We start from the raw sequence: 25,885 nt of genomic DNA on the forward strand, positions 1-25,885 counted from the left end.
GTATAAAATTATCGCTTTTACCAGGTAAATATATATATTTTAGTTTGATTTGATAAACGCCATGAGTGAAAATTCAATTCTTTAGTGGTTGATAGTTTCTAAAAATAATAAAAAAATAAAATTTTCTGTTAATGGTGTTTACAATTGTGTAACAATATAGTAGTTTTGTATGTGTGCAAAAGACTATTTTAGAGGAGGATGTCATGATTAAAAGTAAATTTTTGAGAGCTGGCGTATGTTCAATTGCCATGGCGCTTGCACTTGTAGGGTGTGCAAGTGAACCATCATCTAATGGTAGTACTACAGAGGGTGTAGATGAGGGGGTAAGCAATGAGGGCGGAGGCGATCTTGTTGTCGCTGTTTTATCTGATGCTACATCACTTGATCCACACACATCTAGTGATGTTCCGAGTGGAAATGTCCAATCAAATATTTATCAAACATTAGTTAAGTACAACACAGATATGGAGCTTGAACCCCTTCTTGCTGAGGAATGGACTCCAATTGAAGAGGATGTTTGGGAATTTAAGCTTCGTGAAGATGTTTACTTTCATGATGGATCTGAATTCAACGCAGATGTTGTAAAAGCTAATGTTGAGCGTATTCTACACGAAACTACTGCTTCTCCACGTGCAATCTTATTTGAAATTGTTGAAGAGATTACCGTCGTAGACGATCATACAATTCAATTTAAAACGGAACAACCATTTGCTCCATTACCGGCCCACATGGCCCATTATGCTTCTAGTATTATTAGTAAAGATGTAATCGATGCTGATAACGAGGCAGTTGAAAATGGAGATCAACCGGGTACATATATTAACGACAATCCGATTGGTACAGGCTTTTTTGAATTTGGAAGCTGGCAACCAGGGGATCACCTTGTCTTAAATAACTTTGAAGACTACTGGGGTGAGAATGCACATGTTGATACTGTGACATTCAGAGTTGTTCCAGAGGATCTAACTCGTATTGCAGAACTTGAGACTGGTTCAGCTCATATCATTGATCCGGTGCAACCAAGTGATTTAAATCGAGTAGAAAACATGGAGGGTACTGAAGCTTACGTACGTAATGCAGCAAGTATTACTTACTTAGGCTTTAATATGGATAAAGAACCGTTTGATAACAAATTAGTAAGACAAGCAATAGCCATGACTCTTGATAAAGAAGCTATGCTAAACGGGATTTTAGATGGCACTGGTGAAGCTGCTATTGGTCCTATTAATGATACGAACTTTGGTTTTAGTGAAGATGTAGAATCAATCGAACGTGATGTAGAGGGTGCTAGAGAGTTACTTGCAGAAGCTGGGTATGAGGATGGCTTCAGCACAACGATTTGGACAAATGATAACCGTGAACGCATTGATATTGCTGAGTTAACCCAAGCTAGCTTAAGTGAGATTGGTATTGAAGTGGACATTCAAGTAGTTGAATGGGGAGCGTATTTAGATGCTACTACTGCTGGAGAGCATGATATGTTTATTTTAGGCTTATCTCTAGGTACAGGTGACGCTGATTACCCAATGCATATGCTATTCCATTCTGATAGTGTTGGTTCAGGTAACCGTGTATTCATGGAGGACGAAACATTCGATCAAATGTTGTATGACGCTCGTATTGAGCAAGATGAAGACACACGCTTACAAATGTATGTAGAAGCTACGAACTATTTAAACGAAGAATCTCCTATGGCGTTCTTATACCACCCATCTCACATTATGGGTGTAGGGGAAGGTGTTGAAGGTTTCTGGTCGGATGCATCTGGTGTATACCAATTAAAAGATGTAACCATTCAATAAGTTATTCTGTAAAAAGGTAGGTAAGAGACTCTCTTACCTACCTTTTTTATGCTTCTTTAAGGTTATTGAGATAGAAGATGATCAATTGGATCTCATGTATAGTGGTATAAAAAGTATAGTTATAAGTCTAAATCGATGTTCTTGCAGCTTCTAGTTCACCGAATTTAGAAAGTAGGGGAGGGTTTAAGCGACATTACTAGTAGTATATTCGACTGAAATATTATCATTTATTTGGAAGTATTTAGATGTTTACATTAATGTATACAAGTAAACAAATTGTAACTAGTATGTATACATTATTGTAAACAAGTGTACAAAAGTGAATACATGTTGATTTAAAGGCATGTATACAATTTATGTGTTTTGTAAACGAAAATGTATACATGTTTACAAATTTGTTTACGTGATGAATGCAACTTATGGATGATTGACGGATTGAGGCTGCTAAGATACTCTTGAGTCAAATGGTAAATGATAGTTAAAGAGCCATTATTCTATTTGAAAGGTTTGATTGTTTTATGACAAGAAGTAGAATTGCTGCAATTGACGTAGGTAATGATTCTGTTAAAGCACTGTTTGGCAAAGCGGATTTTGAACTTAATATTCCTAATGTAACCGCTAGAGATACCGAGGACCGTCCTGTTATTGGGATTGAAGAATTAAATGAGAAAGATCCATTAGATGGAATACATATTCGCGTACACTCCCCAGCATTAAATGATAATAATGCTATTTATCGTGTAGGGAGCTTAGCAACAAAAAGTGATAATGCTACTGAGCTTGATCCAGGAAGTAGTAAATCCGAAGAGGATCAAACGTTGGTTATGTTATTTGCAACATTGGCTCTTGATGCTGTTCGAGAGGAAAATAGCGATCTATTTAAGAAGAATAATCAAGTTGTAGACGCCAATTATACACTTGGAACTGGTCTACCCCTTCGTGAAGTAAAAGAAGGAAAAGATGTTGGATATCGCTCTCAACTATTAAGCTCTGTTCACCAAGTAGAGTTCTTAGTAACGCCAAAATATCAAGGGTTAAAAGTAAATATCCGTTTTGATCAGGTTAAGATCTATCCAGAGGGCTTTGCAGCTTATATTAATCTGGTGATGGATAAAGACTTAAATATTATTAATCGTGACCTCGTTGATAAGAGAATTCTTATTCAAGATATTGGTGGTCTTTCAACTGATATTGCTGTAATTAAAAACCGTAACGTAGACGATGATAAAGCGCAAGGCTTTAATTTAGGGGTTTCTGAATCATTAGAGGCGATTCGAGAAGAAATTAGAACAAAGCATGGAGTAGAGTTAGATAGTCGTCGTGATGTCGTTGAAGTGATTACGAAAAAACAAGATCGCAATCATATTATGGTAAAAGGAAGTCGTACAAGCGTTCATGACATCACAGATCGTATTTTGTTCGAATTAGCGAAAAAGCAATACCGTCATTTACGTAATGTATGGCAAAAGAACTCTCAAACGGAAATTTGTTATTTCGTTGGTGGAGGAGCGATGGTTCTAAAAGAGTACCTTAAGACGTTAAATAATAATTTAGATGGCTATAACATTGCATTCTTTGAAGATGAAAAGGAAAGCATTTGGATGATGGCAAATGCTTATTATAAATTAATTGCAGATTACGATCGTAAAACGAACCAAGTAGCAGCTACTAAAGAACCTATTTCAGATAAAAAAGCGAATAAGAAATAATAGGGTGCCGCTATGAAAAAAACGGGGTCAACAGGTATTGAAAGAGGGCAGGCGATTACCTTTCGCCTTCCTTCTGATACACCTGATCATATTCTCAGGCAACTTCAGACACTCAAAGAAACTGAAAGACGGAACTTCTCAAGTAAAATGGCTGAATATGTATTAGAGGGTGTGGGTAACTCGCTTTCAAAAGAAAGAGAGACGGTTACGATTCCTCTACCAAAGCAATTAAGTAAAGAACAACGTAATTGGCTTAAACATTCACATTCAGAAGCCTTATTAGGAAGTATTGTATATCAGTTATTAGCTGATCCTCTTAGAGCTACCTCCGTTTTAGCAGCTTTAAATAGCTCTTCGCTTGATATAGATGAGGCTCTTTATTTACAAGAACAAGATATTTTGTCCACTAGTAGGGAGCAACAAAAGGACCCATCTGTACCAGAGGTTACGGAAGAAGAGGAAGTTGGTAGTAGCCCTTTCTCGGACGATGATTTAATGAACTTCAATTGGAATCAGGCGAGACTTGAGCAAGCTGCTACAGAGGAAGCTGAGATTGAGGAAGAGGAAGAAGATGCAGATGATTTACTTGGAGATTTTCTTGCAAAAATGAATAAATAAAATCGCAGCTTTCTTCTGGTGCCAATCAGGGGTAAGCTGTTTTTTTATTATTTCTCTGGGTATAGTAAAGTGGAGGTGAGAAATATGTATGATTGCGTAATTGTTGGAGGTGGGATTGCTGGGTTGCAAGCTGCTATCCAATTAGGCAGGTATCAACACGATGTATTAGTAATTGATAATGAAGGCGGAAGGTCTCGTTTATGCAGGAGCTACCATAATATATTAGGCTACCCAGACGGGGTAAGTGGAGAGTATTTAAGACAAAAAGGTAGGGAGCATGCAGAAGGTCTTGATGTGGTATTTGAAAATGGTAAAGTAGAAACAGTTGAGAAAACAGAAGAACATTTCACGCTCCAAACAGACAAAGGTAAAGAAATTAGCGGGAAACGTATCTTGCTAGCTACAGGAGTAATGGACCGGTTTCCTAAATTAGAGGGGTTAATTCCCTGTTTAGGACTGAGTGTCTATATATGCCCAGATTGTGATGGCTATGAAATAAATGGGAAGAAGACAGCAGTAATAGGGAGTGGAAATGTAGGAGCAAATATGGCGCTTACTCTCACTTATTGGACCAAGAATATTCTTTATATTAATCATGAAAAACAACCGGTCGACAAAGAAGTTCTTCAGAAATTAGAAGATCACAACATTAAATACATAGAAAAAGAAATTCATTCACTAAGTGCTCCAAATGGATTATTAGAGGAAATCAATCTTATAAACAAAGAAAAAATAAGTGTAGAAAAAGGGTTTCTTGCTTTTGGAGGAAATGACGTACGCTCTAGCTTAGCAGATCAGCTTGGTGCAGAGCGGCTTGAAAATAAGCATGTTGTTGTTGATCCACGCTCAAAAATGACTACAGTAAAGCATGTTTGGGCAGCTGGTGATGTGGTAGCATACTCAGAGCAGGCTGCTATTGCAATGGGGGAAGGTTTGCAAGCAGCCATCTGGATCCATAAATCGCTAATATAAGGTAAAAGAACGTAAAGGTGTCAGTGGCCCTTTGCGTTCTTTCTCGCGCTTTTTAATGAACAACCTTCTACTTGCTGGTATATCCATATAAGAAAAATATTTTGATTATTTGGATATTTAAGGTATATAGTACATATATACCTAGAAAAGAACGGTTCAACATGAAGCAGTATGAACGGTGAAGCCTTCACTAAGAGGAAGCGAGGTAATCGTATGCGTGCAGTGTATTATAGGACTTATCAGTTTGCTTTTAAAATGATCTCTCAATACTTACCTTGGCGAAAACCAATATTGCTAGAGGGAGAAGGTAGTATAAAAGAACTGCCTCCGCTCATTAAAGAACAAGAGATTGATCAGCTTTTAATCGTGAGTGATAGAGGGATTACTTCGATTGGGTTGCTAGATGGATTTCTAGCAAGTTTAGAAAATATGAATGTGAAGTTTGTACTCTATGACAAGACAGTACCGAATCCAACGATTGAAAATATTGAAGAGGCAATGAACTTATATAAATCCAATCATTGTCAAGGAATCGTGGCTTTTGGTGGCGGGTCATCTATAGATTGTGCAAAAGGTGTAGGGGCACGTCTAGCAAGGCCTGAGAAGGATATCGAACAAATGAAGGGAGTGTTAAAGGTTAAAAAAGACACTCCTCCCCTTTTTGCCGTGCCCACAACTTCAGGCACAGGAAGTGAAGCGACGCTAGCAGCGGTGATCACAAATAGTGAGACTCATGAAAAATATGCGATAAGTGATCCGGTCTTAATCCCAGATTTTGCAGTCCTTGACCCGTTATTAACGATAAAGCTTCCACCCTCCATTACAGCTGCTACTGGAATGGATGCATTAACTCATGCGGTTGAAGCGTATATTGGTAGAGGAAATACAGAGGAAACAAAGAAATGTAGTAAAGAAGCTGTTAAATTGATATTTGATAATATTTATGAAGCATATTCTAATGGAGAGAATGTTTCGGCACGAAAAAATATGCAGCGTGCATCATATTTGGCTGGAGTTGCATTTACTCGTGCTTATGTTGGATATGTTCATGCTATTGCTCATACTCTTGGAGGGTTTTATTCCGTTCCTCATGGAATAGCTAATGCTATTATTCTCCCTTATATTCTAGAATATTATGGTTCCGCTGTGCACAAGCCTTTAGCTGAACTAGCTGATACTGCAGGCGTAGGTGAAACAACAGATACAAATGAACAAAAGGCAAAGAAGTTTATTGAAGCAATAAAATTATTAAATGAAAGAATGAGCCTCCCTAGAAAAATTGATCGTATCGTTGAGAGTGATATCCCACAAATGGTTGAGAGAGCCTTAAAGGAAGCAAACCCATTATACCCCGTACCGAAAATATTATATAAAAGAGATATGGCTCATCTTTATCATATGATTAGAGAATAACCAAAGAGGTACAAACCGCACAGGTTTGTACCTCTTATGTGTTAACGCACAACTTCAGAAACAATTTCAAATGAACGTAAACGTGCCTTGTGGTCATAGATTTGAGCATTGACCATCATTTCGTCAGCTCCTGTTTCATCTAAAAAGGCTTGAAGCTTTTCTTTGACGGTCTCTTTATCACCGACCACGGAGGAACCGAGTTGTTGTTGCAGTGTTTGTTTTTCAAAAGGTGTCCATAACTTATCCATGCTCTCAACTGGCGGTTGCAGCTGAGTAGGTTGGTTACGAACAAGATTTAGAAACTGTTGCTGCATAGACGTCGATAGTCGTTGTGCTTCTTCATTTGTTTCAGCAGCAATGACATTAACGCCTACCATTGCATACGGTTCGCTAAGGACCTCAGATGGCTTGAAGTGATCACGATAGACTTTAAGCGCTGGTAGAGTATTATCTGGTGAAAAATGACTTGCAAAGGCAAATGGAAGACCAAGAGATCCTGCCAATTGTGCACTGAACCCACTAGAGCCAAGGAGCCAGATCGGAATATTTAATCCCTCACCAGGAACAGCTCTTACTCTCAGCTCTTCTGTCGGTTGCAAGAATTCACGTAGTTCAGCAAGCTGTTCTGGAAAGTCTTGGCCATTGCTTCTACGGTCACGTCTAAGGGCATAAGCGGTTACTTGATCGGTCCCAGGAGCTCGTCCTAATCCAAGGTCGATTCTTCCAGGAAACAAAGACTCTAAAGTGCCGAATTGCTCAGCAATAACTAGTGGAGCATGATTTGGTAACATAATTCCACCAGAGCCTACACGGATAGTAGAGGTATTAGCTGCTACATGTCCAATTACCACTGAGGTAGCAGAACTCGCAATACCGGGCATATTATGGTGTTCAGCCAGCCAGTAACGTTCAAAACCTAATTTCTCAGCATACTGGGCAAGGTCAACGGTATTACGAAATGAATCACTAGGTGTGCCGCCAACAATAACGGGGGCAAGGTCTAGGACGGAAAATTTAATATCTTTTAGTGTTCTTGCTTTATGGTTAATTGTCATCATCTCAACTCTTTTCTATCGATAGTACATGGAAATGGAATGTTTATATCTTTGTATTCCAAGATCCATACATCTATTGTATCAACTATCTTTCGGGCATCGTAATAAAACGACTTGGAATTGGATGCAATCAATAATTAGTTCGTTTCATTCCTTTTTTGAATATGTTCAGCATGCTTTCGTCCCCATTCATCCATCGTTTGCAAGACGGGTACCAATGTCGACCCATAATCTGATATTGAATACTCTACTTTAGGAGGGACCTCAGCATAGACAGTGCGAGTAACGATATCCTGTTCTTCAAGTTCGCGTAGATGTTGAGTGAGCATTCGTTGTGTAACGCCTGGAATCATACGCATTAATTCATTGAACCGCATTGTTTTATGATTAAGCAGTTGAAAAAGAATTTTTGGTTTCCATTTTCCTGTGAGAATTTCAAGAGCTGTTTCTACTTTACATTCAGACATATTGATTCCGCCTTTGGTATCTTTTTGTATACTATACCACTTTAAACTGCCTACTTTCGAATGAGAGATAGAGGGAGCATAATAAGAATAAAGAAGAAACACTGGGAGGATTAGTCAATGAATACTGTTATACATTCGGATACACAAATCGGGTTGGTACGGCTCAGAGTTCATAATTTAACAAGGTCAGTCGAGTTTTATCAATCGGTGATTGGTTTGAATGTACTAAAGCGAGAAGAAAAAACGGCCTATTTAAGTGCTAATGGACATACGGTACTAGTTGAGATAGAGGAGCATGTTGATGCTGTGCGAGTACAACCACGTACAACCACTGGCTTATATCATTTTGCATTACTTGTGCCAACGAGAAAAGATTTAGGAGTCATCCTTCAACACTTATTGGAACTAAAAATGGATATTGGGCAATCCGATCATTATGTAAGTGAAGCGCTCTATTTAAGCGACCCTGATGGAAATGGAATCGAAATTTATGCCGATCGACCTCGTTCTACATGGAAACGAGATGCGTCAAATCACTATGTGATGGGGAGCGACCCAATAATGTGGAGAGAATTGCTTGATGAGGCTAAGGGTGAACAGTGGAGTGGATTACCTCAAGAAACAATCATAGGCCATATTCATCTTCATGTAAGTGATCTAGAATTAGCAAAAGACTTTTATGTTGAAAAGCTTGGATTTGAAGTAGTTGGCGACTTTAAAGCAATGCGAGCTTTATTTATTGCAGCTGGTGGTTATCATCACCATATTGGCCTCAATGTTTGGGCAGGTATTGGTGCACCAAACCCACCTAAAGATGCGATTGGACTAGTGTATTACACCATTATTCTTCCTAATTCAACAGTGCGAAATGACGTTATAAAGAGACTAGATAAGAACGGAATAGACGTGAAAACATATGAAGATTTCTACGTGATTACTGATCCATTTGGAATTGAAATTCGACTTGCATGTAAATAAGTGAGGGGCTGGGACATATCTAAGAGGTTTAACTCAGGATAGGAACGAAGTGCTAAATGAGCGGATGAAAGCGAAGTATTTTTCAGGAGCGGTATACATAGACCGCATCAGTAATGTTCAATTTTCCATAAGTTGAAATACTTTTGTCCCAGCCTTTTTTATTTTTCATCTTTAAATAGTGCTGCAGCATCAATATGGGTTTCGGAGTGGTGTGGACGGTAAATTGTAGTAGGAAATAGAAGCTCGTTGTTGAAAAAGAAATAGACTATAAGGGAGTGATTAGTATGGCAACGATTGAAGATTTAATGAAGCTAGATATTCGGATAGGGACAATTCAATCAGCAGAACCTCTTAAGAAAGCTCGAGTACCTGCAATTAAATTAGTAATTGATTTTGGAGAAGAGATTGGAGTACGAGGGTCTAGTGCTCAAATTACGAAACGATACAACGAAGAAGAGTTAATTGGAAAGCAAGTAGTGGCTGTAGTAAATTTTCCGCCGCGAAGAGTAGCAGGTTTTAAGTCGGAGGTTCTCGTTTTAGGAGGCGTCCCAGGAGTGGGTGATGTTGTGCTCCTTCGACCAGATGTGCCCTTGCCCAATGGGACCCCAATTAGTTGAACGAAAAAACCTCGCTTAATTAAGCGAGGTTTTTTGCTGAAGGCAGCACCCGGATTTGAACCGGGGATGAAGGTTTTGCAGACCTTTGCCTTACCACTTGGCGATGCTGCCATACTGTTTACTCTATCCTATGCATGAATGTGAAGAAAAAGAACTGTCTGTTTCTTCTAGGTTTTAAAGGAGGGGTACAGGGGTATTGTAAAAGAACAAAAGGAGGCGTTTTGTTTGGGAAGATTAATACGACGTTTAATTAAATGGGCACCAATTATTTATCCGATCGTAAGAAAGTTTTTAAATAAAAGAAAGCAACAAAAGCGAACCAATCCCACTTCTCCTCGATAAAAATATGTAGTCGGTTTCACTTCTAAAAGCTGAGCCGACTATTTTTTATACTCCGTTTTTCCTTCCTTGATAAAAATGACTGATTATTTAAAAAAATCTCCCTATAAAGCTTACATTCCTAAAAAAAATATTTCGCTTATCGATAAAATTCGCTAAAATAAAAGAAGGAATTTGTCTAAAAAGAACGATGGATTAAATAAGTCCTTATTGTTCTTTAAATGCAATAGGGCATCAGTGCGATCTAGAGTGGGAAGAGGTGCTTTGATGAACGAGAGCATTGGAAATAAGACAATTCAATTAAGCCTCATATTAAAAACACTTGAGGAACTGCATGATATTGTTTTTTTAATGGAATATGAACAAGGTCGTTTTAAGTATAGTTATTTTAGCAAGGGTGCACTCGATTATGCCTCTTTATCTGAGGAGTGTCTTGGGAAGTATATTGATGAAGTATACCCTACCTATATTGCAGAGCATCTTAATCAAATGTATATAGAAGCTCTCAAAAAAAGAAAGCCGCTTACTTATAAAGATAAGATGAATGTCGAATCAATGAACCAGTTAGGTAAGTCTGTTATTGCGCCTATTATTGAAGATGATGGTGTGATTAAGTACTTAGTTTGTTATACCGAAAAACTGAGTCATGATGATTATGTATTTGATACGTTAACGGGTTTACCCAGTATTAAAGGGTTGAAAGAAAAAATTGAGACGAAAGTGAAGCAAGCCCCTGATAAAAAGGTAGCAGTCTGTTATTTGAAGATCAATCAATTTGACCGCGTGGTTGATTTAATTGGTCATGGATCGATAGAAGACTTTATTGTAGAGATGACAAATCGGATATTGCGTGTTTTGAGAAATGAAGAAAGTGGATTAGCCAGAATAGCGGGCGATGAGTTTCTTTTTTATATCATGTGTGAAAATGAAATATGCGATGTGGCAGCTTTAATCCAAAAGCAGCTGCAAGCGTCATATTTAGTCGATGAAATGGAATTAGAAGTGACCACTTCTATTGGAATATCGTATAAAAGAAGCCAGGAGTTACCTGTAGAGCATTTGATTAATCAATCCTACCATGCGATGTTTCAAGCGAAACAAAAGGGTGGACAAGCGATCACTGTCTTTAATTTTAATGAACATACCAATGAAGTAATGAATAAACCAATTATAGAAAGAGAGCTACGCAGGGCTTTGACTAAAAAAGAATTAACCCTTTACTTTCAACCAGTTATTAATGTGCATACGAAGGGAATTCATTTTGAGGCCCTCTTGCGATGGTTTAGTCCAAAGCTCGGTACCATTCCACCAGATGTATTCATTCTTGTTGCTGAGGACCGAGATTTTATTCAGACTATAGACGAGTGGGTCATAGATAAAGCAAGTGAGTTTATTTACACATCGAAGAATCCATCTACTAAAGTAGCAGTTAACCTATCTACCAAAACGTTAGCATCTGATACGTTGGAATCGATGTTAGAAACCGTAATCGAAAAATATCAAATTTCTCCAAGTCAATTGGAGTTAGAAATTACTGAACATTCTCTATTGCGAAATGAACAAGCAATTATTGATAAACTGTTTCGCTTGAAGAAGCTAGGATTTAGTGTTGCTATTGATGACTTTGGCGTAAGTAATGCATCGTTAAATTATTTGCGTGTTTTGCCAGTAAATAAAATTAAAATAGATAAAGTATTTATTCACAATATCGAAAAGCAAGCAAAGGAGTACCATATTGTGCATTCAATTATTTCTTTAGCTAGAAAGCTTGGTCTAACCGTAACAGCAGAAGGGGTAGAAACCAAAGAACAGGTTGAAATGCTTTTGCAATCGAACTGTGATGAATTACAAGGGTATTATTTTAGCAAGCCGGTAGATGGACAATCATTAGATGGGGTTTTGGAACAAATTCAAGAAAAAATGGATCAATTAACGTTTATTCATAAATAAAAAAAAGCTTGGTCTGATTGAATCAGATCAAGCTTTTTTTATAGTTACATATTAACAGGGTGATCTTCTTTTAAAACAAGAATAACCTTGCCTTGATCGAGCTTGTTTTCTAAATTTTCTGCTTCAGCTTCTGTAAAGCCTAACTCTGAAAATTTAGCTCGCAGCTCATCACCTTTTTTACGGAATACATTTTTGATGGAGGTACCAAGTCCTACTTCACTTGCTCCAACTGTATTCGCATCAGCATTATCAGCAATACGGTCTGTACGATCATCATCATGTGTGATGACATACATTGTAGCTGGGTCAACACCTCTAGCCTTCAATGTTTCAATTTCACGTACAACTTCTTCATCATTTTGGAACTCTTTATAGTTTGGATTCATCATTATCGCCTCCTTGGTAAATGTGTACCCGGCTGAAATAAAATCAAACTAACCATCATTCATTTTTCATTGAAGGTTGAGTAAAAGCCTATGAATATGAAGGGTTTCGGATACTTTTGTGAAAGTGTCAAAAAAAGTAATAAGGATGTTAAGGTACATTGGTCGTCTAAAACATGTTTAACATCCGTATAAAGTAGGAAAACCTTCTTAAAGCAATGGAATTAAGAGGAGGCATAACCGTGAAAACTCATAAATTATATATAGCAGGAGAATATGTTGATTCAACGTCTACAGAAACGATTGATGTAATAAACCCTTCTACAGAAGAAATCATCTCAAGGATTGCTAATGGAAGCGAAGAGGATGCGAATAAAGCCATTGATGCTGCATATGAAGCGCAAAAATATTGGAAGAAGGTACCATCAAATGAAAGAGGTAAAATGGTGCGTGAATTAGGAGATGCTTTAAAAGAAGAGCGTGAAACCTTTATTCGACTTCTTATAGAGGAACAAGGTAAGAGTTACGAGCTTGCAACAGGGGAAGTCGACACAGCCATTGATTATTTTTATTATATGTCTGAGTGGGGTAGAAAGATTGAAGGAGAGATCGTTCCAAGTGATCAAACTAATGAACAAATCTTTATTCATAGAAAACCAATTGGTGTAATTGCAGGGATTGTCCCTTGGAATTTCCCTGTTTTTATATTAGCAAGAAAAGTGGCCACAGCCCTTATTGCTGGTTGTACCATCGTATTAAAACCTAGTCAGCAAACGCCTAATACCGCTGCAAAGTTTAATGAGCTTGTACACAAATCTAGTCTGCCAAAGGGTGTTTATAACTATGTGACGGGGAAAGGCTCAGAAATTGGCAACGTGATGGCTTCACACCCGAAAGTGAGCATGGTGACAATGACTGGAAGTGTAAAAGCAGGAACAAAAGTAATGGAAGCGGCAGCACAGCAAATTACGAAAGTTAACTTAGAGCTAGGAGGTAAAGCTCCTGCTATTGTGACAAAACACGCTGACTTAGATGTAGCAGTTGAAAGCATTAAAACATCTCGTCTGACAAACTCAGGACAAGCTTGTACAAATGCAGAGAGAGTCTATGTTCACGAGGATGTTTCTGATGAATTTATTTTAAAGATGGTTGATGCAATGAAGAACTCAACTTATGGAAATCCGCTTGAAGATAAAGAGGCCGATATTGGGCCATTAATTAGTAAGGATCATTTAGAAGGCGTCTATGATATGGTGAAAGAAGCAGTAAAGGACGGGGCAACGATCTTAACTGGAGGACAGCCGGCTGATGTAGAGAAAGGGTTTTTCTTTGAGCCAACCGTGTTAAAAGATGTTAAACACGATACTCCTATTATGAAAGAAGAAATTTTTGGACCGGTGCTTCCAATTACAACTTATCGTGATTTTGATGAGGTTATTAGAATGGCCAATGATTCGGAATATGGGTTGTCGTCTTCTATTTACAGTGAAAATTATCATGAAGTTATGCGAGCTACCGCTGAACTCGAGTATGGAGAAACATTTGTTAACCGAGAAAATTTCGAAGCGATTCAAGGCTACCATGCCGGTATGCGTAAGTCCGGGTTAGGTGGAGCCGACGGTAAGCATGGTTTAGATGACTACTTAGTCACGCATGTGGTCTACATGCAATATAAAGAAAAATAAGTCGAGAGGAGCTCAATCTTGAGCTCCTCTTTTTGTTTAACCTTTTGTCTTAAAAATAGTTACTTACTATGATTCTTAATTTTTTTACAGACGTAAATCATCTGTCTGCTCCGAGCGTGTAGAGGTGTCTTTTTCCAATCTGCATAGGCATGTATGATAGAGAAGCCTTTACTTGTTAAAAGCCTCTCCATTTCCTTAGGGAAGACATAACGAAGTCGAATCGTTTCCTCTTCTCCGTTCACTTGAACACCATCTATCATTTGAACCTTCGAATCACATGTTAGAATTTGCTCTAGTGGATCGTAGGTTTCAATATGCCATTCAGTAATCTCACGTCCTAAGTGATCTCTAAAGGTTCGATTGTAAGGTGCAGTACCAATTATATCTTCTTTTTCTAAAAAACGAGTTCCAAATAGGAAAATCCCGTCCTCTTCTATATGTGTATAAATACCCTCGAGTAGCTTATCTTGATCTTCGTTAGTTAAAAAGTGCTGAAAGGCATTACCAACTAAAAAGAGAAAGCTCCCCTTTAGAGAAAGAGAGAGGGTGGTCGCGTCTTGAAGCTGAAAATCAATTTTCAGATTAGCTTGCTGAGCTTTATTCTTCGCATGTTCAAGCATTCCTTGGTGAATATCAATGCCGATCACATCATGCCCAAGACGAGCAAGGTGAAGAGCCGTTCGACCTGTCCCGCAGGCAAGATCAATGATCGGTCCCCTTGTCCGAGCTGCGTATTCTTCTATAAGGGCTAGATCATCCTCAAAATGATCGTTCTCTACATCGTATAATAGAGGGTCTTTGTATTTATCAAAGTTATCAAGTTTCAAGTTTATAGCAGCTCCCATGGATTGTATTTTATATTAGAAAATTCTAACATATTTTGCTTTGGAGGATCAATTTCGTTCTAAAGAAATCAATGATATAATCAGCCTACAGATAACCGAGCGTGAATGTTGTAGTTTAGTTTGCAAGAAAATAAAGCAATGATAGGGTGAGGTATGAATGAAAGAGTTAACAGTGCAGATAAAAGATTCTCATCTCAAAAAAATCAAAGCAGGTTCTCCATTACTTGAAAAAGATGCGATACAAAATACAAAACCCCTCACAGAGGAAGGGATGGTTTTGAAGTTTGTTGATCCACAAGGGACTTTTATTGGTAGAGGATACTATGGGCGTCAGAATAAAGGGTATGGATGGATTTTATCGAGAAACGAACGAGAAGCGATTGATCCACTCTTTTTTCTAGGGCGTATTCACAAAGCGATTGAGAATCGTGACATGTTTTTTGAGTCTAATGATACAACAGCCTTTCGCGTGTTCAATGGTGAAGGGGACGGCATTGGTGGACTAACAATTGATTATTATGATGGGTTTTACGTGATGACTTGGTATAGCGAAGGAATATATCGTTTTCGTAACTGGGTGATTGAAGCGATAGAAACGGCACCACAATTTAGAGGGTTATATGAGAAAAAGCGGTTTGATAAAAAAGGAACTTATATGGAGGATGATGATTATGTCTCTGGTGAGCGTGGCGAATTTCCATTGCTCGTAAAGGAGAATGGTCTTCATTTTGCTATCTATTTAAATGACGGTCCTATGGTGGGAGTGTTTCTCGATCAAAAAGAAGTGCGTAAAAAGATTCGTGATAACTATTCAGAGGGAAAAACGGTTCTTAATACCTTTTCCTATACGGGGGCGTTCTCTGTTGCTGCAGCGCTTGGTGGGGCCACGAAAACAACGAGTGTGGACCTTGCTAACAGAAGTCTACCTAAAACGATTGAACAGTTTAGTGTAAATGGAATTGATTACGATGCACAAGACATCAAAGTGATGGATGTATTCCAGTATTTTAAATATGCTAAGCGTAAAGAACTAAGCTTTGATGTCGTTATTCTTGATCCACCAAGCTTTGCGCGATCTAAGAAACATACCTTTAGTGCACAAAAAGATTATACGAGTCTCTTACAAGAGGCTATTCAAATTACGGAAGACGATGGTGTAATTGTCGCGTCAACTAATTGCAGTACATTTGGAATGAAGAAGTTCAAAGGGTTTATTGATCAAGCCTTTAAAAAAGAAGGGTTCTCCTACAAAATCGAGGAAACTTTCTCTTTACCAGATGATTTCCGGACGATCAAAGCTTTTCCTGAAGGGAATTACTTAAAAGTAGTCATCGTAAAAAAGATTAAAAGATAGCAAAGTCGCCAGGCTTCACTACCGAAGCCTGGCTGTTGTTCGTTAATTTGCAAAAGCATGATTGCCAATTCTAAGTTCAATTGTTCTTGTTTTAATCCATTCAGAAGTTGAGATGTCTGGATTGAAGTAATAAAGAGCTCCTTGGCTAGGGTCATTCCCTTTATATGCCTCTCTTACTGCTTGGTATGCTGTTGCATCAGGTGATAAATCATATTGTCCATCATGGACAGCTGTAAATGCATTTCGTTGATATATGACACCTGCAAGGGTAGAAGGGAATTCATCTGACTCAACGCGATTTAGGGCAACGGCAGCAACTGCCACTTGTCCCTCAAAAGCTTCTCCACGTGCTTCCCCATATACAATTCGGGCTAATTTATGTATTTCTTCCAATAAACTATGTGTAGCAATACCTGTAATACCGTCTACAACTAAATTAAAATCACTTTGGAAATTTCTAACAGCTTGCTCCGTTAAGGGTCCGTAGTGTCCAGTAGCATCAGTATCTAAGTAATCTAATTCAATTAATTGTTTTTGAAGTTCTTTTACCTCGGCATTAGAATCACCATTTTTAAGAAGACTGCTTGCATGTCCTTCCGATGGAAATACGAAAAATAGTGCAGCCAAAGCAACGATTGCTTTACTAATTGAAAATAACTGTTTCATTCATCATCTCTCCTCGATAAATTGATTTTTTGATAATGTCAACCAAGTCTGTATACCACCAATTCATTATCTTTAAACATCATGTGAACAGATGGACTTGGATTGACCACGATGTTCTGTTGCTATATTTATTGTTTCATAGCTTTTCAGCCTCAAACAAGAGACCATCTTAGGGGCTCAAAAGGAATGAATTAGGGACTTTCTTATAGATTCATAGCTTGATTAGTAAGATGACCTATTGAATAGGACACAAAAAAATAAATCGATGGAACTAATTGGAAAAGTATTAGTCTATCATAGGGAGATACTTCTAGATAATTCCATATAAGTGCTGATCAAGTTTTAAGAAGACTATTAAACCATAGTAAGACCTAGGTCAAATCAAGTGATAGCCTCTAGTAAATGGGTGTAAACAAATGTTTTATCCTAAGGTTGTACGATCGTCTCTCGTTTCACGTGAAACGTACAATGAATTATCAGAATGTTTCACGTGGAACGGAGGCTTCATATCTTTTTATAGGCAGTGATGCTATCATATTTGAAGGATTAAGTGGAAAGGGTGTTTGAATGAAAAAATCAGTTGTACTAGCAGAGAAACCTTCAGTGGCAAGAGATCTAGCTCGAGTACTGAAGTGTGAAAAAAAAGGAAATGGTTATTTTGAGGGGGCCTCCTATATTGTAACGTGGGCACTTGGGCATCTAGTGACGTTAGCTGACCCTGAAAGTTACGGTGACACATATAAAACGTGGAAGCTAGAGGATTTACCGATGTTGCCATCTCGTTTAAATCTAGTTGTTATGAAAAAAACAAGCAAACAATTTTTTACCGTCAAATCACAGTTGAATCGTGGTGATGTTGATCAAATTATTATTGCGACAGACGCAGGAAGAGAAGGGGAGCTTGTGGCACGCTGGATACTAGAAAAAGCAAATGTTAAAAAGCCAATAAAACGTCTGTGGATCTCTTCTGTTACAGACAAAGCCATTAAAGAAGGTTTTAACCATTTGCGTGATGGTAAACAGTACGAAACATTATATGATGCAGCTGTGGCACGTTCAGAAGCTGATTGGTATGTAGGGATGAATGGAACTAGAGCCCTTACAACAAAATACAATGCTCAACTTTCATGTGGTCGGGTGCAGACACCGACGCTTGCGATGATTGCTAAAAGAGAAGAAGATATAGGTCAGTTCAAGCCAAAGAGTTTTGATCAAGTAGCGGTTCTCTCTAAAGATGGTGTGACGTTTCATTGGTATCATAAAGGAACAAAAGAACGTCGAATCTTTAACGGAGAGCAGGCAGAACAGGTGAGACAGAAGCTTCAAGGTCAAAAGCTTACGGTTCAATCTGTCACCAAGACAAAAAAACAAACATTAGCACCGAAATTATATGATTTAACAGAATTGCAACGTGATGCAAACCAAAAATTTGGATTTTCAGCGAAAGAAACGTTATCTACTTTACAAAAGCTCTATGAGCAACATAAAGCTGTTACCTATCCACGAACAGATTCGCGTTTTCTATCGTCAGACTTGGTTGAGACACTAGGTGATCGTCTAAAGGCTTGTGATGTTCAACCATACCGTAAGTTAGTATCTGATATAAGAAAGCGTCCATTAAAAGCACATTCAAATTTTGTGGATGATCGCCAAGTAACAGACCATCATGCCATAATACCAACGGAACAATCCCCTGTACCTAGTGCATTATCTGAACGTGAAGCAAAGCTTTATCAATTAATTGTTCGTCGCTTTTTAGCTGTGCTTTATCCAGCTTATGAATATGAGCAGACAAAAGTGGAAGCAACAGCATCAGGAGAGCATTTCAGTGCGAAAGGTGATCGGATACTCTCACGTGGGTGGAAGGCAGTGTATGAAGCCAATGGAGGAGAACAATCAACAACATTGCCAGAAATAACTGAAGCAGATCAGTTTACTATCAAGGAAGTGTTAGTGACAACAGGTCAGACACAGCCCCCAGCTCGTTTTAATGAAGGTACGCTCCTTACAGCCATGGAGCGACCGCAGGCATTTATGGAAAACAAAACAGATGAGTTAGTTGAGACGCTTGGCAAAACGGGTGGTATTGGAACGGTAGCTACAAGAGCTGATATTATTGAAAAGCTGTACCAATCCTTCTTAATTGAGAAGCGAGGAAAAGAGATTGTGATTACCTCAAAAGGTAAACAGTTGCTAACACTCGTTCCTGCCGGCTTACGGTCGCCGGCTCTTACTGGGGAATGGGAACAAAAATTAGAGGCAATTGCAAACGGAGAGCTTAAAAAAGAGGCATTTATTACTGAGATGAAAGAGTACGCGAAATCAATTGTAGGTGCAGTGAAAGCAAGCGATAAGAAGTTCCGCCATGACAATGTAACAGGGAGTAAATGCCCTGAATGTGGGAAGTTAATGCTTGAGGTTAATGGAAAGAAAGGAAAGATGCGTGTCTGTCAGGACCGTGAGTGCGGATATAAGAAAAACATCGCAAAAGTGACCAATGCTCGTTGTCCTAAGTGTAAGAAGAAGCTTGAGCTTAGAGGAGAAGGTGAGGGCCAAACATTTGCATGTGTATGTGGACATCGTGAAAAACTATCGGTCTTCAATGAACGTAGAAAGAAGAATAAAAACAAACAAGTATCGAAGCGAGAAGTCTCCACTTATATGAAGAAGCAAGATAAAAAAGAGGATTTCAGTAATTCTGCTCTAGCAGACGCCCTCGCAAAGTTAAAATTAGATAAATAAAAAGAAACCTAGCTTGAGCTCAAGCTAGGTTATTCCTTTTTATACTTTAAACCGGTTCATACGTTCTGTTAACAGCTCACTTGCGTCACTTAAGACCTCTGCAGATTCAGAAACAGTAGATAGGGCACGCATTTGCTCCTCAGTTGAAGCGGTCACTTCCTCTGCTGCAGCTGCTGATTGCTGTGAAATTGCTGCAATATTTTCAATCGAAGCCACAACAGAATCTTTACGTTCATTCATATGTTTGACTTCATCTTTAATTAATTCAATAGCTCGCGTAATGTCTCCAACGACCAGTTCAATTTCATTAAAGGATTGCTCAGTAGATTTAACCGCTGTATTTTGTTCAGTAGTAATCGCTTTAGTTGATTGCACTTCATTTACCACTTTAGATGTTTCAACTTCAATTCCTTCAATTGTATGACGGACTTTTTCAGTTGCTTGTGATGTTTGTTCTGCAAGCTTTCTTACTTCATCTGCTACGACTGCGAAGCCTCTACCACTATCACCAGCTCGAGCTGCTTCAATACTTGCATTTAATGCGAGTAAGTTCGTTTGGTTTGAAATGTCATTAATCGTATTAATCACTTGTTCTACTTCTTTAATTCTGTTAGCAAGGGTCCCCACTACACCTTCAACATTTCCGATGACAGTATTGAAAGCTCGTGTCTTCTCTTGCAAAAGAGCCACCTGTTCTGAGCCTTTTAGATTTTCGGCCGTTGCCCTTTGAGAAAGCAACACAAGTTCATCTGAGTGTTGGTCTACCTTGACGATTTGGTTAGATAATTCAATCGTAAGGTCTTTTGCGCCATCGACATCTTCAGCTTGCTGAGTCGATCCTGAGGCAACTTCGCCAATTGCATTAGCCACTTCTTCACTCGAGGCAATCGTCTCCTCCGAAACAGCACTTAAGCTTTCGGCAGAGTCGTTCACTTGCTCAACAGAGGCTTGAATGGATTCTACTAATTCACGCATAGACCCTACCATGACGTTGAAGTCTGTGGTCAATTGTCCTATTTCATCCTTAGAAGAAGTAACCATTGTAGCCGTAAGATCGCCACGAGCCACTCGACTGACTTCTTTTTTCAACGCTACGATTGGTTTAGAGATTCTTCTTGAGAAAATATAAGCAACCCCACCAGATAACAAAATGGCAGCCAAAGCAATCACTATAATGGTATTACGTATATCTCTAGCGCCCGCCATCATATTTTCATGTAAGAAGACAGCCCCAGTTCTCCAGCCAGTTTGCTCCACTGTATCGTAGTAAAGAAAGCGATCTTCTCCTTCAGAATTGTATTCTAAAAAGTCACTTGGATTTTCTGATTGAACGATTTGAGACACGATTGGGTTGTCTGCGCTATTGCCGCTTAATGTTGGGTGAACAAGCGCAATCCCCGTTTGGTCAAATAAGAAGAAATACCCTTCATAACCAGGGTTACTAGAGTTGATGATTGCTGTTAAATTTTCTAAGTATAAATCAAACGAAACCACTCCTAGTACTGTTGTTCCACTCGTAACGGCTTTAGCAGCTGTAACGACATATTCACCTGTACTTGCATCTTCATAAGGCTCCGTCCAGATGACGGTATCAGGATTCGCTGCAGCGTCTGTGTACCAAAGACGAGTACGCGGGTCGTAATCAGAGCCAACGTCGATAAAAGGCTCGGTGAAAAATTCCCCTTCGTTTGAGCCAATGTACGTAACGGCAATATGTTCATTTAAAGAGTTGAACGTTTGGAAATCTTCATTAACAATGGCCCAAGCTTCTTCTCTTTCTTCCTCGGGTGATTGTAACATCGTCACCACTCGACTATCTTGACTATAACGGTCAATGGATGATGCGAAATTTTCTAAGTACAATGATATTAAGTCGCTTTTTTCTTGAACGAGTGATTGACCTTCCACTCGAACATTCTCCTCAACCTGTTGCTTTACTTGTAAATACGTTAAAGTAGAAACGATAGCTAACGTAATAAACAGTAAGGTACAGATGAGGGTAATAAGTTTAGCTTGAATCGATTTCACTTACCCCATCCTCCTTAAAAATAAACCTCTCATTATAGTATCGGTTGATTGGGAGATGGTTTTAATAGAAAATGACAAAGGGGCTAGGTCAATATGCTTAAAAGTGTGGAGTTGCATCATGTGAGTCTAGAAGTGAAAGATTTAGAAATCGCTAAAGAATTTTATAAAGAAATCCTTCTTTTAGAAGAATTAGATCGTCCTACTTTTGATTTTAAGGGTGCTTGGTTTGCTATTGGAGGGCAGCAATTGCATTTGATTGAGAATCCTAATAAAAAAGAGGGAAGATCAATGATTGATTCACGAGGACATCATTATGCCATTCGAGTAGTAGACTACGACGAAGCTCTTATGTGGTTAAAGGATAAGGGAGTAGAAGTAGTAGAGAAACCTACTAGTAAAAGTGGATTTGCCCAAATCTTTTGCTTAGATCCAGATGGTCATATTATTGAAATTCATGTTGAGCGAACAAAATAAAAAGAAGCTGGGACAAAAGTGATTTGACTAAATGAAAATCGGAATATTGATAGTAGATGTGGACATAAGACGTTCCTGAAATAGACTTCGCTTTCCGCAGGAAGCCGGTGAGCCTCCTCGTGCTATGGCACTGCGGGGTCTCACCTGGGGCTTTATCATCCTGCAGGAGTCTACGTCTATTTCATCCACTCTCATTCAGTGCTTTATTCGGGAGGTCAGTTAACTCCTTTTGTTATGTCCGAGCCTCTTCCTTCTAGCCAATGATCTCTTTTACTCGTCCTACTTGTCCATCAGAAAGCTTTACTTTAATGCCGTGTGGGTGGCTAGGGGATTTTGTAAGGATGTTAGCAACTGTACCCTCTGTCAATGTCCCTGTTCGTTGGTCCTTTTTTAGTACAATCTTAACTCTTTGTCCGATTTTAATGGCAGATCGATTTTGTCCGTTCATTTGAAACGTCCTTTCTTTGACGCAATTGATCTCTCTATCATACCTCAATCTTTGGGTAGATCCTAGAGTAAGTCTTTATTATCCCATGCATTATGATGGAGACACAAAGAGCTCACCTAATATAGGCGAGCCCTGTTTCTATTATTTATTATGCTTTATGTTTTTAAGAGGCTTAGTAGCAGGACCTTCAATGACTTCTCCTTTATATGAGAAACGTGAGCCATGACATGGGCAGTCCCACGAACGATCTCCGTGATTCCAATTCACTTCACAGCCCATATGGGTACAAGTTGTGTCAACTAAGTGGAGACATCCTTCTTTATCCTTGTAGGCACCCGCACGTTTTCCATCAACTTTCACTACTGCCCCTTCGTCTATAGCTATTTCATCAATTGATTTATCAGCATCATCGAATTTTCCTTTTATTAAATGCTTTGCAACATCAAGGTTCTCAGACATAAAGTGCCTAATACTTGGGTCAGCTACAAATCGAGATGGCTTATAAAGCTCTTCATAAGGACTCGGTCGCCCTACAATCAGATCGGTGATGACATGAGCTGCAGCTGTACCATTTGTCATTCCCCATTTTCTAAAGCCTGTTGCCACAAGTACGTTCGGATGCATCCGTGATAGCTTTCCTATATAAGGAACTTTATCTAACGTAACCAGGTCTTGAGCTGACCAGCGGAAAGGAATGGCTCGAGTCGTAAACACTTTATTGGCATAATCCTGTAGCGATTCGTAGTGATACATAGTATCCATGCCTTGACCTGCCTTATGTTCTTCACCACCTATGATGACTAGTCTTTTTCCATCCATATCGGTGTAACGAAGTGACCGTTTAGGTTCATCGCAGCTTAAATACATCCCGCCTGGAAAGTCTTCTTCGGTTTCAACTGCAATGACATAGGAACGTTCGGCATGCATCCTTGAAAAATAAAACCCTGCCCCGTCATAAAAGGGAAAATGTGTGGCAGCTACAACATGTTTAGCTTTAATTTTTGCTCCATCACGAGTTAGGACTACAGGTGATTCTCCTTCTTTTATATCAGTTGCTACTGTATGTTCATATATTTTCCCACCCAATTCCGTAAACATTTTAATAAGGTGTGCTAAATATTTAATGGGGTGGAACTGAGCTTGTCCTCTCATTACAATACCAGCTTTAATTGGAATGTTTAGAGGCATGGAGGTAATCCATTCTGAATCAATGCCAAGCTCTTGATAAGCTTTGTATTCATGTTCAAGCTTACTTACGCCTCGGTTATTCGTTGTGTAAAGGTAGGCATCTTCATCTGTAAAGTCACAGGCCATCTTTTCATCTTTTACTAGTTTGCGCATGAAGGCTAGTGCAGCGTCATTGGCATCATAATATAGCTTTGCTTTATCTACCCCAACATTTTGAATCAATTCATCGTAGATTAAATCATGCTGAGCTGTGATTTTTGCGGTCGTATGACCAGTTGTGCCATTTACTAAAACATCGGCATCTACTAATGTGACATCTAGCCCTTCTTTCGCTAATAAATAGGCTGTTGTGATTCCACTAATTCCGCCTCCAACAACACAGACATCCGTTGAGATATCTTCTTTCAGTGGTGGGAAGCTGGCAAGTTGAGTCGTAATCCGCCAATATGGTTCAGGTCTTTCAGGCAACCGATTTTGTTTGTGCTCATTCATCTAAAAGCCTCCTTGATCTTAATCTCTTCCATAATTTGTCCAAGATGGTATGTTCTTATGTATCACAAAAAAAGCTTCCTTAAACATAAAAGGCTGCCCATACCTCAGACATGAGCAGCTTTTACACTATGCAGCGATCGGCTTAGTTTGTTCGATTTTCTTTTTACCGTGTTGCAATAGAAAGTATGCAACAACAAATGTAGCTGAAGCAGAAAAGAAGAGAGCTGCCCCGCCGAAGAAATCCATCATTAAGCCGAGTAGAGTCGGACCAATCAGTTGTGCTGACATTGAGAACAAATAGTAAAGACCAGTAAACAGTCCAATTTTGGCAAGACCACCGAGATCAGCAACGAGTGGATAGGCTTGCACATTGATTAATGCCCAGGCAACACCGGCTAAAAATAGAAAAACTTGTAAGAGGAGTGGGGTGCTAATAAACGGAATGGCTACAAAAAAGAGGGGCAACAAGATTAAACCGATCACCATCGTTTCAACCTTGCCAAGTTTTTGTCCAATCCAACCTGCAGGAACAGCGAATAGTACAAATGATAAGCTGAAAAAGCCGAGTGTTAATCCAGCAAGTCCTTCTGTAAACCCAAGTGTTCTAGTAGCGTATAAAGTGAACAGTGCTTCAATAGAGGCATAGCCGATAAAATACACAAAGATAGCAAATAAAATAAATGCTTGACCCCGGTGCTTTTTCAAAAAGAGCTCGGCAAGTCCTCTTGTAACCGAACGTCTAGCTTGAACCTCTTCCTGCTCATTATTCGTATTCGTTGTGTAGGGCGGGTGACGATCGACTGAGCGAAATAATAAAAGAAAAGCACTCATTAAAAGGATACTGGCTACGATAAAAGGGTAGGTGGAGTTGACTTGGTAAAGTTGAGATAAACCAAATAATGCTACAATCGCTCCAATGCCACCCATTAAGTTAATGTAACCATTAGCAAGAGATCGTCTCTCCGGTGCTGTATGATCAGGCATTAATGAGATGACGGGAGCACGGTAGAGTGTCATGGCTAATAAAAATAAGATGTCAATGAAAAGAAGTGTCCAAAGTGTCGATTGCATAAAAGGTAGTAAGACAAAGAAAAGAGCAGCAAGTGGCATACCAACCATAAGGAAAGGAAGTCTCTTCCCAAATCGTGTATTCATCTGATCTGACCAAGCTCCTATAAGCGGGATCAGTAGGACTGCTAGTAAATTATCGAGTCCCATAATCGCTCCGATGATACTTGTACGCTCAATATGATTAGCAAGTATTAATGGCATGTATGCATTGTAGAAGGTCCAAATTAGGGTTAGAGCGAAAAAGCCACTTCCAATTACTAGTACTTTTCTCTGTGAGAATGTTTCCTTCATGCTGACACCTCATTTCTCGATTTTTATTATATATTCAAAATGTATCCGTTCAATCCTCTTTATGTAGATTAGCTTTACATGATCTTAATAAAAAAGCTGACTCAAAGTTGATAGAGTCAGCGAAATAACCTTAATAATAGAGGGCTTCAATCTTTTGGCATTTTGAACATTTAACGTAATAAGAGTCCCCGCAAAAATCATGGTCGCAAGTTCGTTGTAATTCTTCAATTTGTGAATGGACTTTTCGCACTTTTGCTTGAAGTTCACTGAGCTCTTGTTGCAGCTGTTCAATCATAGA

23 protein-coding genes and 1 tRNA gene are annotated in these 25,885 nt (G+C 38.9%); 13 read left to right on the plus strand and 11 right to left on the minus strand.

Annotated features, from left to right (window positions below; translation table 11 throughout):
* The first annotated feature begins 203 nt into the window (after positions 1–203).
* The 5 genes from AB3N04_RS11795 to AB3N04_RS11815 all read left to right on the plus strand — a co-directional run bounded on the left by AB3N04_RS11795 (position 204) and on the right by AB3N04_RS11815 (position 6,514).
* Positions 204–1,802, plus strand: a complete 1,599-nt coding sequence (locus tag AB3N04_RS11795; protein WP_368502978.1) for a glutathione ABC transporter substrate-binding protein — start codon at positions 204–206, stop codon at positions 1,800–1,802.
* Between the two features lie 518 nt (positions 1,803–2,320).
* Positions 2,321–3,511 (plus strand): ParM/StbA family protein, encoded by a 1,191-nt coding sequence (locus tag AB3N04_RS11800; protein WP_317121859.1) that lies wholly within the window; start codon positions 2,321–2,323, stop codon positions 3,509–3,511.
* A gap of 12 nt (positions 3,512–3,523) precedes the next feature.
* Positions 3,524–4,129 (plus strand): hypothetical protein, encoded by a 606-nt coding sequence (locus AB3N04_RS11805; RefSeq protein ID WP_368502979.1) that lies wholly within the window; start codon positions 3,524–3,526, stop codon positions 4,127–4,129.
* Between the two features lie 84 nt (positions 4,130–4,213).
* Complete coding sequence (locus AB3N04_RS11810) at positions 4,214–5,101, plus strand: NAD(P)/FAD-dependent oxidoreductase (RefSeq protein WP_368502980.1); 888 nt, start codon at positions 4,214–4,216, stop codon at positions 5,099–5,101.
* Between the two features lie 213 nt (positions 5,102–5,314).
* Positions 5,315–6,514, plus strand: a complete 1,200-nt coding sequence (locus AB3N04_RS11815) for an iron-containing alcohol dehydrogenase (RefSeq protein ID WP_368502981.1) — start codon at positions 5,315–5,317, stop codon at positions 6,512–6,514.
* Between the two features lie 41 nt (positions 6,515–6,555).
* Here the strand turns inward: AB3N04_RS11815 and AB3N04_RS11820 are convergent, their stop codons facing one another.
* Positions 6,556–7,569, minus strand: a complete 1,014-nt coding sequence (locus tag AB3N04_RS11820) for an LLM class flavin-dependent oxidoreductase (RefSeq protein WP_368506035.1) — start codon at positions 7,567–7,569, stop codon at positions 6,556–6,558.
* A gap of 137 nt (positions 7,570–7,706) precedes the next feature.
* Positions 7,707–8,036: a winged helix-turn-helix transcriptional regulator gene (locus tag AB3N04_RS11825; RefSeq protein ID WP_368502982.1), complete on the minus strand. Its 330-nt coding sequence runs from the start codon at positions 8,034–8,036 to the stop codon at positions 7,707–7,709.
* Positions 8,037–8,153: 117 nt separating this feature from the next.
* Between AB3N04_RS11825 and AB3N04_RS11830 the strand changes: the two genes are divergently transcribed.
* Both AB3N04_RS11830 and csaA read left to right on the plus strand, forming a co-directional pair.
* Positions 8,154–9,014 carry a VOC family protein gene (locus AB3N04_RS11830; RefSeq protein ID WP_368502983.1) on the plus strand — a complete coding sequence of 287 codons (861 nt, stop codon included), beginning with the start codon at positions 8,154–8,156 and terminating at the stop codon, positions 9,012–9,014.
* A gap of 284 nt (positions 9,015–9,298) precedes the next feature.
* A complete protein-coding gene (gene csaA / locus AB3N04_RS11835) occupies positions 9,299–9,631 on the plus strand; it encodes a chaperone CsaA (RefSeq protein WP_368502984.1) in 333 nt (110 codons plus the stop codon).
* 40 nt (positions 9,632–9,671) lie between these two features.
* On the opposite strand, the gene AB3N04_RS11840 is transcribed toward csaA, so the two are convergent.
* Positions 9,672–9,742, minus strand: a tRNA-Cys gene (locus AB3N04_RS11840).
* Between the two features lie 114 nt (positions 9,743–9,856).
* On the opposite strand from AB3N04_RS11840, the gene AB3N04_RS11845 reads away from it, so the two are divergent.
* Together AB3N04_RS11845 and AB3N04_RS11850 are read left to right on the plus strand one after the other, a co-directional pair.
* Positions 9,857–9,973, plus strand: a complete 117-nt coding sequence (locus tag AB3N04_RS11845) for a hypothetical protein (protein ID WP_368502985.1) — start codon at positions 9,857–9,859, stop codon at positions 9,971–9,973.
* A 264-nt stretch (positions 9,974–10,237) separates the two neighbouring features.
* Complete coding sequence (locus AB3N04_RS11850; RefSeq protein WP_368502986.1) at positions 10,238–11,920, plus strand: putative bifunctional diguanylate cyclase/phosphodiesterase; 1,683 nt, start codon at positions 10,238–10,240, stop codon at positions 11,918–11,920.
* Between the two features lie 44 nt (positions 11,921–11,964).
* On the opposite strand, the gene AB3N04_RS11855 is transcribed toward AB3N04_RS11850, so the two are convergent.
* Positions 11,965–12,306 carry a general stress protein gene (locus AB3N04_RS11855; protein ID WP_317121945.1) on the minus strand — a complete coding sequence of 114 codons (342 nt, stop codon included), beginning with the start codon at positions 12,304–12,306 and terminating at the stop codon, positions 11,965–11,967.
* Positions 12,307–12,545: 239 nt separating this feature from the next.
* On the opposite strand from AB3N04_RS11855, the gene aldA reads away from it, so the two are divergent.
* Positions 12,546–13,988 (plus strand): aldehyde dehydrogenase, encoded by a 1,443-nt coding sequence (aldA, locus tag AB3N04_RS11860; RefSeq protein WP_368502987.1) that lies wholly within the window; start codon positions 12,546–12,548, stop codon positions 13,986–13,988.
* Positions 13,989–14,047: 59 nt separating this feature from the next.
* Here aldA and AB3N04_RS11865 read toward each other — a convergent pair whose 3' ends face one another.
* Complete coding sequence (locus tag AB3N04_RS11865) at positions 14,048–14,815, minus strand: class I SAM-dependent methyltransferase (RefSeq protein WP_368502988.1); 768 nt, start codon at positions 14,813–14,815, stop codon at positions 14,048–14,050.
* A gap of 175 nt (positions 14,816–14,990) precedes the next feature.
* Between AB3N04_RS11865 and AB3N04_RS11870 the strand changes: the two genes are divergently transcribed.
* Entirely contained in the window at positions 14,991–16,187 is a 1,197-nt protein-coding gene (locus AB3N04_RS11870) for a class I SAM-dependent rRNA methyltransferase (protein ID WP_368502989.1), read from the plus strand.
* A gap of 42 nt (positions 16,188–16,229) precedes the next feature.
* Here AB3N04_RS11870 and AB3N04_RS11875 read toward each other — a convergent pair whose 3' ends face one another.
* Positions 16,230–16,853, minus strand: coding sequence for a cell wall hydrolase (locus tag AB3N04_RS11875; RefSeq protein WP_368502990.1), 624 nt, complete (start codon positions 16,851–16,853; stop codon positions 16,230–16,232).
* Between the two features lie 567 nt (positions 16,854–17,420).
* On the opposite strand from AB3N04_RS11875, the gene AB3N04_RS11880 reads away from it, so the two are divergent.
* Complete coding sequence (locus AB3N04_RS11880; RefSeq protein WP_368502991.1) at positions 17,421–19,595, plus strand: DNA topoisomerase III; 2,175 nt, start codon at positions 17,421–17,423, stop codon at positions 19,593–19,595.
* Between the two features lie 39 nt (positions 19,596–19,634).
* Here AB3N04_RS11880 and AB3N04_RS11885 read toward each other — a convergent pair whose 3' ends face one another.
* On the minus strand, positions 19,635–21,623 hold the full coding sequence (locus AB3N04_RS11885; protein ID WP_368502992.1) for a methyl-accepting chemotaxis protein: 1,989 nt from the start codon (positions 21,621–21,623) through the stop codon (positions 19,635–19,637).
* A gap of 93 nt (positions 21,624–21,716) precedes the next feature.
* Here AB3N04_RS11885 and AB3N04_RS11890 point away from each other — a divergent pair, with 93 nt between their 5' ends.
* Complete coding sequence (locus AB3N04_RS11890; RefSeq protein ID WP_368502993.1) at positions 21,717–22,097, plus strand: VOC family protein; 381 nt, start codon at positions 21,717–21,719, stop codon at positions 22,095–22,097.
* A gap of 253 nt (positions 22,098–22,350) precedes the next feature.
* On the opposite strand, the gene AB3N04_RS11895 is transcribed toward AB3N04_RS11890, so the two are convergent.
* From AB3N04_RS11895 to AB3N04_RS11910, 4 genes are all read right to left on the minus strand, one after another.
* Positions 22,351–22,545, minus strand: coding sequence for a YwbE family protein (locus tag AB3N04_RS11895; protein ID WP_368502994.1), 195 nt, complete (start codon positions 22,543–22,545; stop codon positions 22,351–22,353).
* Between the two features lie 141 nt (positions 22,546–22,686).
* Positions 22,687–24,225, minus strand: coding sequence for an FAD-dependent oxidoreductase (locus tag AB3N04_RS11900; protein WP_368502995.1), 1,539 nt, complete (start codon positions 24,223–24,225; stop codon positions 22,687–22,689).
* 126 nt (positions 24,226–24,351) lie between these two features.
* Positions 24,352–25,587 (minus strand): MFS transporter, encoded by a 1,236-nt coding sequence (locus tag AB3N04_RS11905; protein ID WP_368502996.1) that lies wholly within the window; start codon positions 25,585–25,587, stop codon positions 24,352–24,354.
* A 130-nt stretch (positions 25,588–25,717) separates the two neighbouring features.
* The gene (locus AB3N04_RS11910) at positions 25,718–25,882 is read right to left on the minus strand and encodes a hypothetical protein (protein WP_368502997.1); all 165 of its coding nucleotides are present in this window, start codon (positions 25,880–25,882) and stop codon (positions 25,718–25,720) included.
* Positions 25,883–25,885: the final 3 nt, after the last annotated feature.

Origin of the sequence: Alkalihalophilus sp. As8PL, assembly GCF_040939795.1 — a bacterium.
GTDB lineage: Bacteria > Bacillota > Bacilli > Bacillales > Bacillaceae_D > Alkalihalophilus > Alkalihalophilus lindianensis.